We start from the raw sequence: 14,274 nt of genomic DNA, 5'->3' as shown, positions 1-14,274 counted from the left end.
CCGGAATCAGGATAGCTTTTTTTTATGCGTTAATTTCTTCTTTAATTGCTTCCATATCTTTAGACTTCTCGCCTCTCTTATAAATTCTTCGTATCCATCGAGGTAAAAAGATCACTCCTAATAATAGATAGAAATAATATGTAAACAACCTCCATAGTATGGCTGTACCTAAAGTATTGGTCCCCAAGTAACCACTATAGAAAAGATCAAAAGAAACCTCTGCTGTACCGCTACTTCCCGGTGTCGGTGAAATCAACATAATCACCCACATAATTACTTCCTTACCTAATATATCAAGATGCTCAACAAACGAAACAGAGGTAAAAGATGCAATAATACAATTTAACATCAGGTATCTGGCTGTCCAGATGAAATATGTAGACACTAATATTTTCATCCAGTATTTCCAGTCTTTCCCCTTTAATTGTCTAGATGCAAGAATTATATCATCACCATTCTTTCCAGCTGCATGCCTGAACTTTCTTAAAAACTTAATAGAAGTGATTTTTAACAAGATCCATTTAAATGCTCTTGGCCTGAAAAATAGGGCATAGCTCATTATGCAGGTATAAAGCAAAATCAATGAAAAACTTATCCAAAATAAATTCTCAAGTCCTTTATCAACATTAAAGTCAAATCCAAAAACAGTAAAAGATTGAGTCAATTCAGGAAAAATATTTCCAGCAGTAAAAAATATTACCAAAGGAGCTACTGTAAGGAAATAAAGATTATCAAAAATGGCAGTCAACATAACGAAAGAAAGCGATCGTCCAAATGACATTCTTTCCATCATTAGTATAAATACAGCAACTGCTGTACCTCCAACAACGGAAGGTGTAACCGCTGAGGCAAACTCCCATAAAATGATCACATAAAATGCACTGCCCCATTCAATTTCATGATTAGTAAGAGCTCTGATTCGATACATGTATCCAAAATCTCTTGCCACCAAAACAAGAACGGCTAGAAGTAAAGGTAGAAGCTTAGCATTTAGAATATTTGATATATCTGAAACAGTCATATCCGGATCAGACCAAAATAAATAAACAACTATAGCCAAACCTATAGCCACAGGAATCCATACTTTCCTGGGATTTAATGTCTCAAAAGCTTTCTTGGCATTTATTTCCATGAAATACTATGCTTCTTGCATTGTGATTTTTTCGATCCAAAAATTATTAAAACCTTCCCCGATATGTAATGTAACTAAGTTGAGCTGGAGAAGTTCCAGTATAGACAAAAAATTAAATATTACAGCTATTTTATCAGGTTGTTTTGAAATCACTTCTTCAAAACTCACTCTTGGCTTATCTGATAACCAATTAAGAATTCGCTGTTTCTGACCATCAATCGTATATGGGTATTGCACGACCTGATGTCGAGGCCTGGATTGCTCAATCTCGTATTTTTCAAGTACTTTTCTGTAAACTTTTAACAGCTTAAATAAATCTATATCCTGAAGTTCGGCTTCAACATTTGTACTTTCGGATAATTTACGCAACTCTTTGGTTATGTTACCTCTTTTCTCACGAGTTATCCTTTCACCCTCCATCTCAGCCAATTCCTTAATAACTGATTTATATTTCTTGTATTCCAGAAGGTGTTTTACTAATTCTTCACGGGGGTCAATCTCATTTCCTAGTTCATCTAATTCCGGGCGAGGCAGTAACATTTTTGATTTGATACGCATTAATGTTGATGCAACCAGGATAAACTCACTGGCAACCTCTATATTCATCTGTTCGAGATGCTTCAGATAATCTAAAAAATCAAGCGTTATTTTACTTATCGGAATATCATAAATATCCAACTCATCTCTTTCAATGAAAAAGAGCAGCAGGTCAAAAGGACCTTCAAATAGGGGAAGTTTAATCTCAAAGCTCAAATTTATAGATTTTTAACTGGTAACAATGTACCATTTACGATTCAAGTTGCATTACAAATATACCATTGGTATCCAAAAAATATATAATTTTGCAGTAGATAAGAAAAAGTTTATCTTTAAAATTATAAACATTATAAATTAGCAGCTGTTAAAGTAGCTGTAAATATTTTAAAAGCCCTATGTTAATCAAACCCGGCAAATTACTGGCGCAGGTAGACAGCCCTGACGATCTGAAAAAACTAGACAAGTCACAGCTGAAAGCCTTTTGTGATGAGCTACGTCAGTATATAATCGATAACGTATCAGTATATGGTGGACATTTTGGAGCAAGCTTAGGAGTTGTTGAACTTACTACTGCACTACATTATGTTTATAATACTCCATATGATCAACTTGTCTGGGATGTAGGTCATCAGGCTTATGGGCATAAAATTATTACCGGGCGAAGAGATCAGTTTCATACAAACCGTAAGTATGGCGGATTATCCGGGTTCCCAAAAATCAAAGAAAGTGAATATGATGCCTTTGGCGTTGGGCATAGTTCAACTTCTATTTCTGCAGCATTAGGGATGTCTGTTGCTTCAAAGCTTAATGATGATAAATCAAGGCAGCATATTGCAGTTATAGGTGATGGTGCCATGACTGGAGGTATTGCATTTGAAGGAATGAATCAGGCAGGAGTATTAAATTCCAACCTGACAATTGTTCTTAATGATAACTGCATGTCGATTGACCCAAATGTAGGTGCACTGAAGGATTATTTAACTGACATTACTACTTCACATACTTACAATAAGGTTAAAGACGATGTCTGGAATCTCCTTGGAAAGGTTAGTAAATTCGGACCAAATGCAAGAGAGATTGTTTCCAAGCTTGAAACTAGCATAAAATCTTTCCTATTAAAGCAAAGTAACCTTTTCGAATCATTTAATTTAAGATATTTCGGGCCAGTTGATGGCCATGATGTTGACCATCTGGTTGAAATCTTTAATGACCTAAAGGATATTCCGGGACCAAAAATCCTTCATATAGTTACCAGAAAAGGTAAAGGATATAAGCCTGCTGAAAATGGAAATCAAACTACCTGGCATGCTCCGGGTACTTTTGATAAGATTACAGGAGAAATTCATAAAAAAGTTAATGAAAAACCTCAGCCTCCAAAATATCAGGATGTTTTTGGACATACTCTGGTAGAGCTGGCTGAAAAAAATAAAGATATTGTAGGAATCACACCGGCTATGCCATCGGGTAGCAGCATGAAAATCATGATGGAAGAAATTCCGGACAGGGCGTTTGATGTTGATATTGCCGAACAGCATGCGGTAACCTTTTCAGCTGGTTTAGCAACTCAAGGAAAGGTGCCTTTCTGTAATATTTACTCAAGCTTCATGCAACGCGCATACGATCAGGTTATTCATGATGTGTGTATACAAAATCTACATGTTGTATTCTGTCTAGACAGAGCAGGAATTGCGGGAGCTGACGGAGCAACTCACCATGGCGCTTACGATCTTGCGTTCATGAGATGTATACCTAATAACGTTGTTGCTGCTCCAATGAATGAGGCAGAGCTTCGCAATATGATGTACACAGCTCAACTTCCAAGAGAAGGAGCCTTTACAATAAGGTACCCTAGAGGAAAAGGTGTAATGCCTGAATGGCAAACACCAATGGAAGAAATGAAAGTTGGCACTGGCAGATGCATTAAACAAGGAAGAGATTTAGCGATTCTAACTATTGGACATATAGGTAACTATGCTGTTGAAGTAACAAACAGATTGTCTGAAGAAGGTATTGACGTTGGTCATTATGACATGAGATTCGTCAAGCCATTGGATGAAGAGCTATTACATGATATTTTCAAAAATTATGAAAAAGTCATAACCGTTGAGGATGGGTGCTTACCTGGAGGATTCGGTTCTGCAATTCTGGAATTTATGGCTGATCATGGTTATTCAGCTAAAGTAAAACGACTTGGTATGCCAGACAGACTGGTAGAGCATGGCGAACAAGAGGAATTGCATGCGGAATGTGGCTATGATCCGGAAAGCATTTACCAAACTTGTCTGGAGCAATTAGAAATTACTGTACCAAAAGCTTAATCGATCACGTTATATTGGCATGACGATTTATCACCAGGAAGCTGGCCAGGGGCCGGCAGTAGTATTATTACATGGTTTTTGTGAGGACAACAGTCTCTGGAATGGGTTAATTGATGCTTTAGCACACGATTATCGTGTATTGGCACCTGACCTTCCAGGATTTGGTAAATCTAACCCTCTTGAAGACAAAGTTTCTATCGAAAGGGTAGCCGATGTTATTAAGGCTTGGATGGACCATCATCACTTAAACGATGTTCATCTTATTGGTCATTCTCTTGGTGGTTATGTCGCATTGGCACTTGCAGATAAATATCCTGAAGCGCTGGCTTCATTAGGCCTATTCCACTCAACTGCTTACGCCGACACAATTGAAAAAAAAGGAACACGCGATAACGTTATCTCTTTTGTAAGAAATAATGGTGTCCAAAAATTCATATCATCATTTGTATCACCTCTTTTTCACTATTCTAACCGATCTGATTTAAAAGATATCATATCTTCCATGATTGAAATTGGCAAACAGGTTGATGAAGATGTATTAATTGAATATACTGAAGCTATGCGCGATCGTGTTGATCGTCGTTATGTTTTAAGAAATTTCAAAAACCCTATTTTGTTTATTGCTGGTGCTGAAGATAGTGCTGTCCCTAGAATGCATAGTGAAAATCAGATTGAAGAACTACATGCCGATAATTGCGTACTGTTAGACAACACTTGTCACATGGGTATGTATGAACGAAAAGCTGAAACTGAACACTTCATTAAAGGCTTCCTGCAACGAGCAGAATCATTGAAAACAGAATAATTCATCAATTTTAAAGTTTATCGGGAGACTACTTTTAATTAACTATTATTTTAGTTATATAGCATGATAACTAATTTTCCCATCATGCGAATCATAATATTTCTTTTTCTTTTTGCCTCTATAACATCTTGTAATAATCCTGAAAAAGCAACAATTCAAATAAAAGTAAAAGAAGAAGCTGTAAATGATTCCATTTTCATAAAGGAGCTAATTACTGAACGGATATTGGCAAAAGCTTGTTATTGTGACACCGTTCTTAATATTAATATTCCATATAATTACTATCAATTATTCTCGGTGAGCTCAAGTCACACTGAAAACACACTGGTTAGTGCCTTGAAAAATGGTGTAAACAAAATTTATCAACTGGACAATCAAGAATTCAGATCAATAAATTCACCAATTGATTCACTATCAGAATACCTATGGAAATCAACAAATGAGATGTTTGGAACTCACGGGGAACTAATTTTTAATTCAAGCACTCCCGAACAAGTCAAGTCCTTATTTGATAGCCTGATCGTGGCAAGAGATGGTATCATTATACAGTACAATCACCAAATTGATAAGGATGGAATTAACTTGTTAAAAAACCAAAACAGATTCAGGGCATATTCATTTTTGTATTATTACGGTAGAAATCTTAAAAATATTGAACCCAATTCCGAGTTTTATAGTTTTCAAAATTCTATTGACCATGAATCAATTTATAATATCTCTGGTCCAAATAACTCAATCTATAAATTCGAGATTGAATATTTGCGTGAACACGGAGAAATAAAAGACATATCCAGATTTCTGGACTATATTGACCACAGAACCGTTTCTTCACTGGTAAGAGACTTGTATCGTGTCATTTACTTAAAAGGTATAGTTGAATCACCTTCTTACTGGAAAAAACACCAGACCCTCCTCGACAAACCCGGATTTGACGAAATGATTGCCCGGGAATCAGGCAATTATTATTTCTCTCTATTACAAAATACTAATGAATCCATTTCCTTAACTAAGAAAGGAAAGCCTGCTTATAACTTTAAAGCATATGACCAGAACAATAACCAGATAATGCTTTCAGATTTTAAAGGAAAATATGTTTTTATAGATACCTGGGCCTCCTGGTGTGGGCCATGTATCAGTCAAAGACCTAATTTGATTAAGATGGCAGAAGAAATGAAGGGTAAAAACATTGTTTTTCTTTTGGCTTCAGTAGATAAAAATGAAAATAAATGGAAGAAATACATTACCACAAAAGATAATCCTGAAAACGTTATTGATGTAAAAATCCCCGCTGATGATATTGATAATTTTAGAGACCAATTTTTTATCCCATCAATTCCAAGATATATTCTTATAGGTCCTGATGGAAAAATAATCAACCCTGATTTACCTTCTCCCTCAAATTCTTTAAAAGAAAAATTAACAATCTTGATTTAGTTAATTACGGATTACAATATGAACAATATTGTGGATCTTCATATTTATATCGCTCATCGACTTTTTCATGTTTATAATCGCAATTGACGCAACCATATATTTGTGTTTTTATTCCAGTGGTAGGCATATTACACTGTAAGCATGGCAAACCTTTTTCAATTCCAATAATACCAAAACCAGGAGATCTACATTCAGGGCATAGATTAGTTAATCGCAACATTAATTTATCAGCTGCCTTGCCAATAACTTCCATTCTTGATGGATTATAATTGGCTCTCATATCGGTTGATACTTCTACAATTTCATATTCTGAATTCAACCGTTGAAAAGTAGATTTCAACTTAGTCCAGTCATTAATTCCTTTTATAATTTCCTGACCAGCTTTGATAATTACCCCATGAGAAGGAAACATTACTCTTTTCGCAAATTCTTCAAGATTACTAATATTTCTAATGACACTAAAAGCATGATTTGTCGAGGTAGAAATTTCACTTTCATATACTTCCAACCCGTTTTTGATATCCATAAACATTACCAATTCCTCATTACTAGTAACAAATGGCAATGATGAATGTATACCAAATGATCCTTCACTTGCAATAGCGATTTCACATCCTGTGAATCTTATCGCTTCTAAGCATTTATTCCTTGCAGTATCAAGACTAGAATGCTGACGTTCAACTTTACCTGAAAAAGTCCCGAATATATCTGTATCAAAATTATGAGGAACTACATATTCAGTTTTTAAGTAACGATTAAGGAGCGGACCAATGACCCGCTCCTTTTTATGTTTAGTAGCAATAGTAACTACTCTCCCCTTAAATAAATCCATATTAATTATTGACCTTGTCCCAAAGAATACCCTCTTTCACCATCAAACTGATATAGATTCTCTGTTTTAATCACATCCACATTTTCAACATAAGCTTTTGCCAACAATTCAGCTATTTCTTTGTTTGTAATGGGGTGGCCATTTCTTTCATATCTACACCTCCAGTGATCCGTGCAAAAAGTCTCTTCAAAACCATTCGGCCAAACCTTCACTCCCCTGTTAGTGATCATCGAAAGATTCACATCACCATTCAATTTTTGCAGTTTCTCTGCAAGCTTTTCCGGATCAGAACCTTTCCAGTCAACGAAAACATCTACACCATTTAACTCTTTCTTTCTACTTGCCGGCCTTTGATATTCAGGTATTTCAAATTGAATCCTTCCATTAAATTCGACTGCTTTTAGTTTCTTCGGTTTTTGACCAAGATTTTCAATAACAGCATCAGCAAATTCAGAGGTGCTAACCTTTTTGGTGCTTTCACCTTCTCTATAAATTTCTTCCGTATGTATTCCCTGTTCGAGAGTTCTTAACCAGGCGTTGTTTATTTTTTCAGCAATATCAGACTGCCCCAGGTGAGTGAGCATCATAACTGAAGCTCTGATTAGGCCGGAAGGGTTAGCAACATTTTGCCCTGCAATTGTAGGAGCTGAACCATGAATTGCTTCAAACATCGCGCACCGGCTTCCGATATTTGCTGACCCGGCAAGTCCTACCGACCCAGAAATCTGCGCTGCTATATCAGACAATACATCACCGTATAAATTCGGCATTACAATAACATCGAATATCTCCGGTGTATCAGCTAATCTTGCAGCTCCGATATCGATTATCCAATGGTCAGTTTCAATGTCCAAATATTCAGCCGAAATCTCATTAAAAACCTTATGAAAAAGACCATCAGTCTGCTTCATTATATTATCCTTTGTAAAGCAACTAACTTTTTTGCGATTATACTTTCGCGCATATTCAAATGCATATCTGATAATTTTCTCACATCCCGGTCTGGTTATCAACTTTAAACACTGAACTACCTCATCAGTTTGCTGATGCTCAATACCGGCATATAAATCTTCTTCATTCTCTCTGATTATCACTACATCCATTTCCGGATGCTTTGTTCTTACATATGGATAAAAACTCTGGCAGGGTCGAATATTAGCATAAAGCCCTAAAGTCTTTCTCATTGTAACATTTAAACTCTTATATCCTCCTCCCTGAGGTGTTGTAATAGGCGCTTTTAAGAACACCTTGTTTTCACGGATACTTTTCCACGCTTCATCACTAATTCCACTGGTATTACCTGACAGATAAACCTTTTCTCCAATCTGGATTTCATCATATTCAAGTCTAGCCTTTGCCGCCTTAAGAATTTTTAATGTAGCATCCATTATTTCAGGACCAATCCCGTCACCTTTGGCTATTGTAATTTTCTGCATACCCTGTTAGTTTTTATGCAAAATAACCGGGTTTAATTCATATATGAAAATTAATGTTTTTGATAAAAAACATATGTATAACTTATGGATAAACATGTTAATCAAAGAATCCTTAATAATCTTATTATTTATCTATAGTTAGCACTGGATTTTAAAGCGATATTTTTTTTCTGAAAAGCATTTATTTTTTTTAAAAATATATTCAATGAACACAGCACTTAGTCAAAACACTTTTTTGGTAAAAGAACATTTAGGCATGTTCAAAGCTGCCAACAATTATGACATTTTTAACCCGGAGAGTCATGAGCTAACACTGAATTGCCGAGAAGAAGACCTTGGTTTTTTCACAAAACTTTTCCGTTTTACGGATTACAAACGAATGACTCCATTTAACATTACTATTAAAACTCCACAGGGTAATAAAGTTGTATCTATCAAAAGGGGGATTTCAATATTACTTTCGACAGTAGAAGTATATGATGAAAATGATGAAATGATAGGGAAATTTAAACAAAAGCTTTTTTCGATAGGGGGTAAATTTGATGTCCTTGACCCAAATGATAATTATTTATGCAGCCTTAAAGGTAAATGGACTTCTTGGGATTTTAAATTTGTAAAAGATAATTATGAATTTGCTCATGTATCCAAGAAATGGGCTGGATTAGGAAAAGAACTTTTTACTTCAGCGGATAATTATGTACTAAAAATCAACGTGAGCGTACCTCAAGACAATAAAATCAGGTTATTAATCCTTGCTGCAGTAATGTGCATTGACATGGTATTAAAAGAATAATTTTTCTGTTTTTAATTATTATAGCTGAGTAATTAACACTCAGCTTTTTTTATGGTTCTTTTCAATTTAATATTAAACTATCATCATCAATATCCGTTTTCAATACAAGAATTATAACCAAAAAACGATCAACATTTTATGGAAGACTTAACAGGTAAAGTTGCTCTGGTTACCGGAGGAAGTAAAGGAATAGGCTATGGTATAGCTCAAGCATTATTACAAAGTGGACTAAAGGTTGCGATTACCAGTCGATCACAAGAAGCGGCAGATGAAGCGGCTGAATCTCTAGGTGGAGAAAATATCCTGGCTTTAGAGTCCGATGTTAGAAATTTCGAATCGCAACAAAAGGTGGTTCAGGCCATATTAGAGAAATGGGGGCAACTTGATGTAGTGATAGCTAATGCCGGAGTTGGTCATTTTGCATCAATTGAAGATCTTACCGCAGAGCAATGGAATGACACCATTGATATTAATCTAACAGGAGTATTTTATACAATAAAGTCATCTGTTGAAGCATTAAAAGAAAGCAAAGGATATTTCATAACAATTGCCAGCTTGGCTGGAACAAACTTCTTTGCTGCTGGATCTGCGTACAATGCAAGTAAGTTTGGCCTTGTCGGGTTTACTCAAGCAGTAATGCTAGATTTAAGAAAACATGGAATAAAAGTGACTACCATTATGCCTGGATCAGTTACTAGCCATTTTAATAACCATACTCCAAATTCGGATGATGACTGGAAGATCCAACCAGAAGACCTGGGGCAAATGGTAACTGATCTTCTAAAAATGGATCACAGAACACTCCCAAGTAAAATTGAAGTCAGACCGACAACACCTCCATCGGCAAAATAATATACTCGAGGGCCCACAGCCCTCGTTTTAATTTTGCGTAGGTTACTTTTAATTATTTGAAGTTATTAATAGTTTGTAGAATCTTTTACCAAACTATTATTTAACTGTTTAATTTTTTCAATCATGATCATTTACGGAATGCGTGCTGCACACCTAAAATCAGCACAATCAAAAAATGTAACCTGTCCTTCTTGTGGAACTCGCGAATCTACTGTTATCAGCGTTTTCAGACGTCATGCACATATTTTCTGGATTCCTTTATTCCCACTTGGAAAAACAGGGGTTTCTCAGTGTCAACATTGTAAGGCAACATTAAAGTCAAGTGAAATGCCTGATAATGTTAAAAGTGAATACCACAGACTTAAATCTGAATCTAAAGGACCTATCTGGCAATTTTCCGGATTAGTATTAATTGCTGCTTTAGTTGTGTGGGGCATTTTCACTAGTGCTGCTGATAAGGAAAATGAAGCCTTGTATATTCAATCTCCTGCAGTAAATGATGTTTATTACTACGACATGGGTGATGGAGAATACTCAACAATGAAAGTATCAGCTATAGAAGGAGATAGTATCAGCCTGCTACTAAATGATTACCTGATAGAAAGCAGAACAAAAATTTACTCTATAGATAAAGAAAATAACTATACTACCATGGAAATCAAAATGGCTCTTAGTGATCTTCAAGATAAATATAGAGATAATAAAATAATTGACATTAAAAGATAATTAAAGGAAAGAGGCCTTGTTTATCTAACAAGGCCTCTTTTAATATCATTTAGGTATTTTAATTTTCTGACCTGGAAAAATCACATCAGGATCTTTAATCGTATCCTTATTCATTTCATATATCTCCTGCCAGGACACTCCATATTTTTTACCAATTTTACTCAAACTATCACCTGGTTGAATCTCATAAACTTCATCAAAATCCGTAGCTTCAACATTAAGAATAAAATCTCCTGCTCTCATATCAGGATCAATAGACTTATAAGCATCCCACATTCTTTGTTTATCTTCTTCCTGTGCTTTACCAGTAATTTTCAATACATTACCATTTTCTTCAATAGAAAGATCTTGAACGGTTCCTTCAGCTATATCTATTACTGATTTATATTTTTGCTTTAATTCCATCGCTTCAAAATTTAATCTACAATTGTCAGTTGATTATCTACCTTCGCGGCTCCAGATTCCATTGCAGCCTGCATAACTTGTTCAAGATTATCTCTTTTTACTTCACCAGTTAAAACAACTGTACCATTTGAAACTGAAACATTCACTCCCTCCACTTCATAGGTTTGGAAATTTTCCATTACCTTCTGCTTAAGGTTATCGTCTGCTTTTTGAGCCAATTCTTCAGGAGTAGGACCCGGAGGTACTACTGCAATAGAATTATTAACCTCTTTAAGTCCGCTGACATTTGAAATCAAATCCTGAGCATTCTTTTTCATTTCTTCAGAAGGTACTTCACCAGTTAATCTGACAACTCCCTTATCAACTTCAACCATTACAGAATTTAATTCCGGAGTTGACTTAAGGGCTGATTCCACAGCTTTTTTGATATCTGCATCACTTGGAGAGCATGCCGTCAATACAAAAAAGATCAATACAGTAACAATGTTGATATGTGTCTTCATATTATATGATTTTTTACATATAAAATTTAACAATTTCAACCAACATAATCTCGAATAATAATAAGTATTAGATGAATCACTGGTTAGGCATCCTGAACTTAATTATAAGCCCGGAAACTACTGTTAAGATCCCAATCGATAAAATTGCATAATGCATCCCAAGCAAATCTGAAATTATTCCTGAGAGTAAGGCTCCAGCTGCATAGCCCATATCTCTCCAAAGACGAAAAACACCAACTGACTCTGCACGCTGAAGCGGCCTGGTATTATTTGCAATAGTAGTTAAAAACGTAGGGTAAACTAAGGCGGTTCCAACACCAAGAAGAATAGATAATACGATAAATAATGAAAAAGACGAAACTAGCGAAAAAAGGATAATTACTACTCCTTGCAACACCATCCCATAGGTAAGCATTGCTTTTCTTGAATAAATATCAGCCATTCGACCAGTGGCAAGTTGACCAATACCCCAAATTGCCGGATACAATGCTGTAACAATTCCTATTTGAGCACTTTCGTATTTTAATGAAAAAAGCAATGCTGGTATTAGTCCCCATATCATTCCATCATTGAGGTTATTTACCAGACCGGCCTGAGTTACAGAACTTAGAGTTTTATCTTTAAATGAGGTTTCAAGAAAAATATTTTCCTGGTGAGAGGTATCTTGATCTATTTTTTCTATCTCACTATATTGTGTTGTATCCCTAACAAAAAAAACAGACAATATTAACCCTGATAATGAAATAACTACTCCAAGATAAAACGGATAAGGTGTAACTCCATATTCCGAAGCTATATAACCTGTAAAAAACGCAATAACTCCAACAGCAAGATATCCTGCAGCTTCATTAAACCCCATTGCCAGCCCTCTTTCCTTTTGACCAACCAGATCAATCTTCATTATGACAGTACTGCTCCATGCTAGCCCTTGATTTATCCCTAAAAAAACATTTGCTAACACAACAAAATACCAATGGTTAGCATAGATAAGCATTAAAGGAACCGGGATAGCAAATAGCCAACCAATAATTAACAGTTTCTTTCTACCTAACTTATTTGATAGCCTACCGGTAAAATAGTTTGCTATTGCTTTTGTGATTCCAAAGGCAATAATAAAGGTCAAAAAAGCTGTACTTGATTCAATGCCAAATTGCTTTTCAGCATATTCAGGAAAAATGGTACGTTCAAGACCAATCATCCCCCCGACGAAAGCATTTACCAGAACCAATGTTAAAAACTGAGGCAAATTAGCTTTTAAGCCATGCACTAACTTTTTTTCCACTTTAAATGAGTTACTTTTTATAATTAAAAGATTTGCAAAAATATCATTTCTGTAATAATTGGTACGTAACAATCATCACTATTTACCTGTCATGATTTGACTTTCATAATCCTTAGAAATATATTCAACCTAATTTTTTTTTATACAGCCAAGTAGTTTATACAAACGGTTGTAAATAAAAACTAGACTAACGGGATTACTTTTTAATTTATTTATTATGAATTGGTATTTAGATGTTATAACGAAAAACTACGCAAATTTTAATGGTAGAGCTAGAAGACAAGAGTATTGGTTGTTTCTCTTATTTCAAATAACAATCATTTTAGCATTGTTGTTTGGTGGGATATATATGGAATCATTATTCGACATTCAATTCCCCTATTATATACTAGGCATTTATTATTTTGCTACTATAATTCCAACTATTGCTCTAGCGGTTAGAAGATTACACGATACTGGAAAATCTGGCGCAGCATATTTTGTTAAATTTATTCCTGCAATAGGCGGAATAATATTCCTTATATTAATGGTTTTGGAAGGAGATCGTGGCCGCAATAAATATGGAGAAGACCCAAAAGCACCAAAAAGCTTTGGAGCCTATGACAATTTAGTTTCAACAAATTAGGAACATAATATTAATGGAGTCCGGAAACCATCAAAAACGGGGCGAATCTGAAAAGCCAAACGAGTAGGAATAATTTTTAATACATTTTTTATTATGAATTGGTATTTACATGTTTTAACTAAAAACTATGCAAATTTCAACGGAAGAGCCAGACGCCAGGAATACTGGATGTACGTTCTTTTCCAGACTATTTTCGCTTTAGTACTATACGGTATTGGCATTACACTAGCTTTAAAATTTGAATTTTTTGGCGGATTTGCGCTTTATGGATTATTTACTCTTGCTACTATAATCCCTTCTATTGCAGTATTAGTCAGAAGACTTCATGATATAGGAAAGTCAGGCTGGTATTATTTCATAGGTCTTATTCCCTTAGTAGGCGGAATCATTTTATTAGTATGGCTAGCTACAGAAGGTGAAAGAGGTGAAAATCAATATGGACAGGATCCTAAATCACCAGAATCATTCTCAGCTGCAGACAATTTAGTTGCAGATGTTTAATTATAAGAAACAGAATAATACTAAAGCACGGGTTCTCCTCGTGCTTTTTTTTTTATATCTGTTAACTTCTTTTAATCAGAACCAATAATAACT

At 35.2% G+C, this 14,274-nt stretch carries 15 protein-coding genes; 8 read left to right on the top strand and 7 right to left on the bottom strand.

Features of this window, described 5'->3' with window-relative positions; genetic code table 11:
* Nucleotides 1–22: 22 nt before the first annotated feature.
* Together HH304_RS03340 and HH304_RS03335 are read right to left on the bottom strand one after the other, a co-directional pair.
* The gene (locus HH304_RS03340; protein ID WP_169678044.1) at nt 23–1,132 is read right to left on the bottom strand and encodes a lysylphosphatidylglycerol synthase transmembrane domain-containing protein; all 1,110 of its coding nucleotides are present in this window, start codon (nt 1,130–1,132) and stop codon (nt 23–25) included.
* 6 nt (nt 1,133–1,138) lie between these two features.
* Nucleotides 1,139–1,885 carry a segregation and condensation protein A gene (locus HH304_RS03335; protein WP_169678043.1) on the bottom strand — a complete coding sequence of 249 codons (747 nt, stop codon included), beginning with the start codon at nt 1,883–1,885 and terminating at the stop codon, nt 1,139–1,141.
* Nucleotides 1,886–2,064: 179 nt separating this feature from the next.
* Here HH304_RS03335 and dxs point away from each other — a divergent pair, with 179 nt between their 5' ends.
* From dxs to HH304_RS03320, 3 genes are all read left to right on the top strand, one after another.
* On the top strand, nt 2,065–3,987 hold the full coding sequence (gene dxs, locus HH304_RS03330) for a 1-deoxy-D-xylulose-5-phosphate synthase (RefSeq protein ID WP_169678042.1): 1,923 nt from the start codon (nt 2,065–2,067) through the stop codon (nt 3,985–3,987).
* Nucleotides 3,988–4,006: 19 nt separating this feature from the next.
* Nucleotides 4,007–4,792, top strand: coding sequence for an alpha/beta fold hydrolase (locus tag HH304_RS03325; RefSeq protein ID WP_169678041.1), 786 nt, complete (start codon nt 4,007–4,009; stop codon nt 4,790–4,792).
* A gap of 84 nt (nt 4,793–4,876) precedes the next feature.
* On the top strand, nt 4,877–6,226 hold the full coding sequence (locus HH304_RS03320; protein ID WP_169678040.1) for a TlpA family protein disulfide reductase: 1,350 nt from the start codon (nt 4,877–4,879) through the stop codon (nt 6,224–6,226).
* A 4-nt stretch (nt 6,227–6,230) separates the two neighbouring features.
* On the opposite strand, the gene HH304_RS03315 is transcribed toward HH304_RS03320, so the two are convergent.
* Both HH304_RS03315 and HH304_RS03310 read right to left on the bottom strand, forming a co-directional pair.
* Nucleotides 6,231–7,058: a DUF6671 family protein gene (locus tag HH304_RS03315; RefSeq protein ID WP_169678039.1), complete on the bottom strand. Its 828-nt coding sequence runs from the start codon at nt 7,056–7,058 to the stop codon at nt 6,231–6,233.
* Between the two features lie 5 nt (nt 7,059–7,063).
* On the bottom strand, nt 7,064–8,494 hold the full coding sequence (locus HH304_RS03310) for an NADP-dependent isocitrate dehydrogenase (RefSeq protein ID WP_169678038.1): 1,431 nt from the start codon (nt 8,492–8,494) through the stop codon (nt 7,064–7,066).
* Between the two features lie 205 nt (nt 8,495–8,699).
* Between HH304_RS03310 and HH304_RS03305 the strand changes: the two genes are divergently transcribed.
* From HH304_RS03305 to HH304_RS03295, 3 genes are all read left to right on the top strand, one after another.
* Nucleotides 8,700–9,287 carry a phospholipid scramblase-related protein gene (locus tag HH304_RS03305; protein ID WP_169678037.1) on the top strand — a complete coding sequence of 196 codons (588 nt, stop codon included), beginning with the start codon at nt 8,700–8,702 and terminating at the stop codon, nt 9,285–9,287.
* Nucleotides 9,288–9,425: 138 nt separating this feature from the next.
* Nucleotides 9,426–10,139, top strand: coding sequence for an SDR family oxidoreductase (locus HH304_RS03300; RefSeq protein WP_169678036.1), 714 nt, complete (start codon nt 9,426–9,428; stop codon nt 10,137–10,139).
* A 123-nt stretch (nt 10,140–10,262) separates the two neighbouring features.
* A complete protein-coding gene (locus HH304_RS03295; protein WP_169678035.1) occupies nt 10,263–10,865 on the top strand; it encodes a zinc ribbon domain-containing protein in 603 nt (200 codons plus the stop codon).
* Nucleotides 10,866–10,910: 45 nt separating this feature from the next.
* Here HH304_RS03295 and HH304_RS03290 read toward each other — a convergent pair whose 3' ends face one another.
* The 3 genes from HH304_RS03290 to HH304_RS03280 form a co-directional block, all read right to left on the bottom strand.
* Entirely contained in the window at nt 10,911–11,270 is a 360-nt protein-coding gene (locus HH304_RS03290) for a LysM peptidoglycan-binding domain-containing protein (protein ID WP_169678034.1), read from the bottom strand.
* An 11-nt stretch (nt 11,271–11,281) separates the two neighbouring features.
* A complete protein-coding gene (locus HH304_RS03285) occupies nt 11,282–11,773 on the bottom strand; it encodes a BON domain-containing protein (RefSeq protein ID WP_169678033.1) in 492 nt (163 codons plus the stop codon).
* 76 nt (nt 11,774–11,849) lie between these two features.
* Entirely contained in the window at nt 11,850–13,055 is a 1,206-nt protein-coding gene (locus HH304_RS03280) for an MFS transporter (RefSeq protein WP_333908732.1), read from the bottom strand.
* A gap of 217 nt (nt 13,056–13,272) precedes the next feature.
* Here HH304_RS03280 and HH304_RS03275 point away from each other — a divergent pair, with 217 nt between their 5' ends.
* Entirely contained in the window at nt 13,273–13,680 is a 408-nt protein-coding gene (locus HH304_RS03275; protein WP_169678032.1) for a DUF805 domain-containing protein, read from the top strand.
* Nucleotides 13,681–13,773: 93 nt separating this feature from the next.
* Nucleotides 13,774–14,181, top strand: coding sequence for a DUF805 domain-containing protein (locus HH304_RS03270; protein ID WP_169678031.1), 408 nt, complete (start codon nt 13,774–13,776; stop codon nt 14,179–14,181).
* The last annotated feature ends 93 nt before the right edge of the window (nt 14,182–14,274 follow it).

Source organism: Marinigracilibium pacificum (assembly GCF_012926615.1).
Taxonomy (GTDB): Bacteria; Bacteroidota; Bacteroidia; order Cytophagales; family Cyclobacteriaceae; genus Mangrovivirga; species Mangrovivirga pacifica.
Note: the sequence above shows the minus strand (reverse complement) of the source record. Positions and strands in the feature narration are given on the sequence as shown.

Excerpts from the sequence above, each read along its gene's own strand:
- HH304_RS03340 (WP_169678044.1), bottom strand. The coding sequence starts at position 1,132 with ATGGAAATAAATGCCAAGAAAGCTTTTGAGACATTAAATCCCAGGAAA.
- dxs (WP_169678042.1), top strand. The coding sequence starts at position 2,065 with ATGTTAATCAAACCCGGCAAATTACTGGCGCAGGTAGACAGCCCTGAC.
- HH304_RS03325 (WP_169678041.1), top strand. The coding sequence starts at position 4,007 with ATGACGATTTATCACCAGGAAGCTGGCCAGGGGCCGGCAGTAGTATTA.
- HH304_RS03320 (WP_169678040.1), top strand. The coding sequence starts at position 4,877 with ATGCGAATCATAATATTTCTTTTTCTTTTTGCCTCTATAACATCTTGT.
- HH304_RS03315 (WP_169678039.1), bottom strand. The coding sequence starts at position 7,058 with ATGGATTTATTTAAGGGGAGAGTAGTTACTATTGCTACTAAACATAAA.
- HH304_RS03310 (WP_169678038.1), bottom strand. The coding sequence starts at position 8,494 with ATGCAGAAAATTACAATAGCCAAAGGTGACGGGATTGGTCCTGAAATA.
- HH304_RS03305 (WP_169678037.1), top strand. The coding sequence starts at position 8,700 with ATGAACACAGCACTTAGTCAAAACACTTTTTTGGTAAAAGAACATTTA.
- HH304_RS03300 (WP_169678036.1), top strand. The coding sequence starts at position 9,426 with ATGGAAGACTTAACAGGTAAAGTTGCTCTGGTTACCGGAGGAAGTAAA.
- HH304_RS03295 (WP_169678035.1), top strand. The coding sequence starts at position 10,263 with ATGATCATTTACGGAATGCGTGCTGCACACCTAAAATCAGCACAATCA.
- HH304_RS03290 (WP_169678034.1), bottom strand. The coding sequence starts at position 11,270 with ATGGAATTAAAGCAAAAATATAAATCAGTAATAGATATAGCTGAAGGA.
- HH304_RS03285 (WP_169678033.1), bottom strand. The coding sequence starts at position 11,773 with ATGAAGACACATATCAACATTGTTACTGTATTGATCTTTTTTGTATTG.
- HH304_RS03275 (WP_169678032.1), top strand. The coding sequence starts at position 13,273 with ATGAATTGGTATTTAGATGTTATAACGAAAAACTACGCAAATTTTAAT.
- HH304_RS03270 (WP_169678031.1), top strand. The coding sequence starts at position 13,774 with ATGAATTGGTATTTACATGTTTTAACTAAAAACTATGCAAATTTCAAC.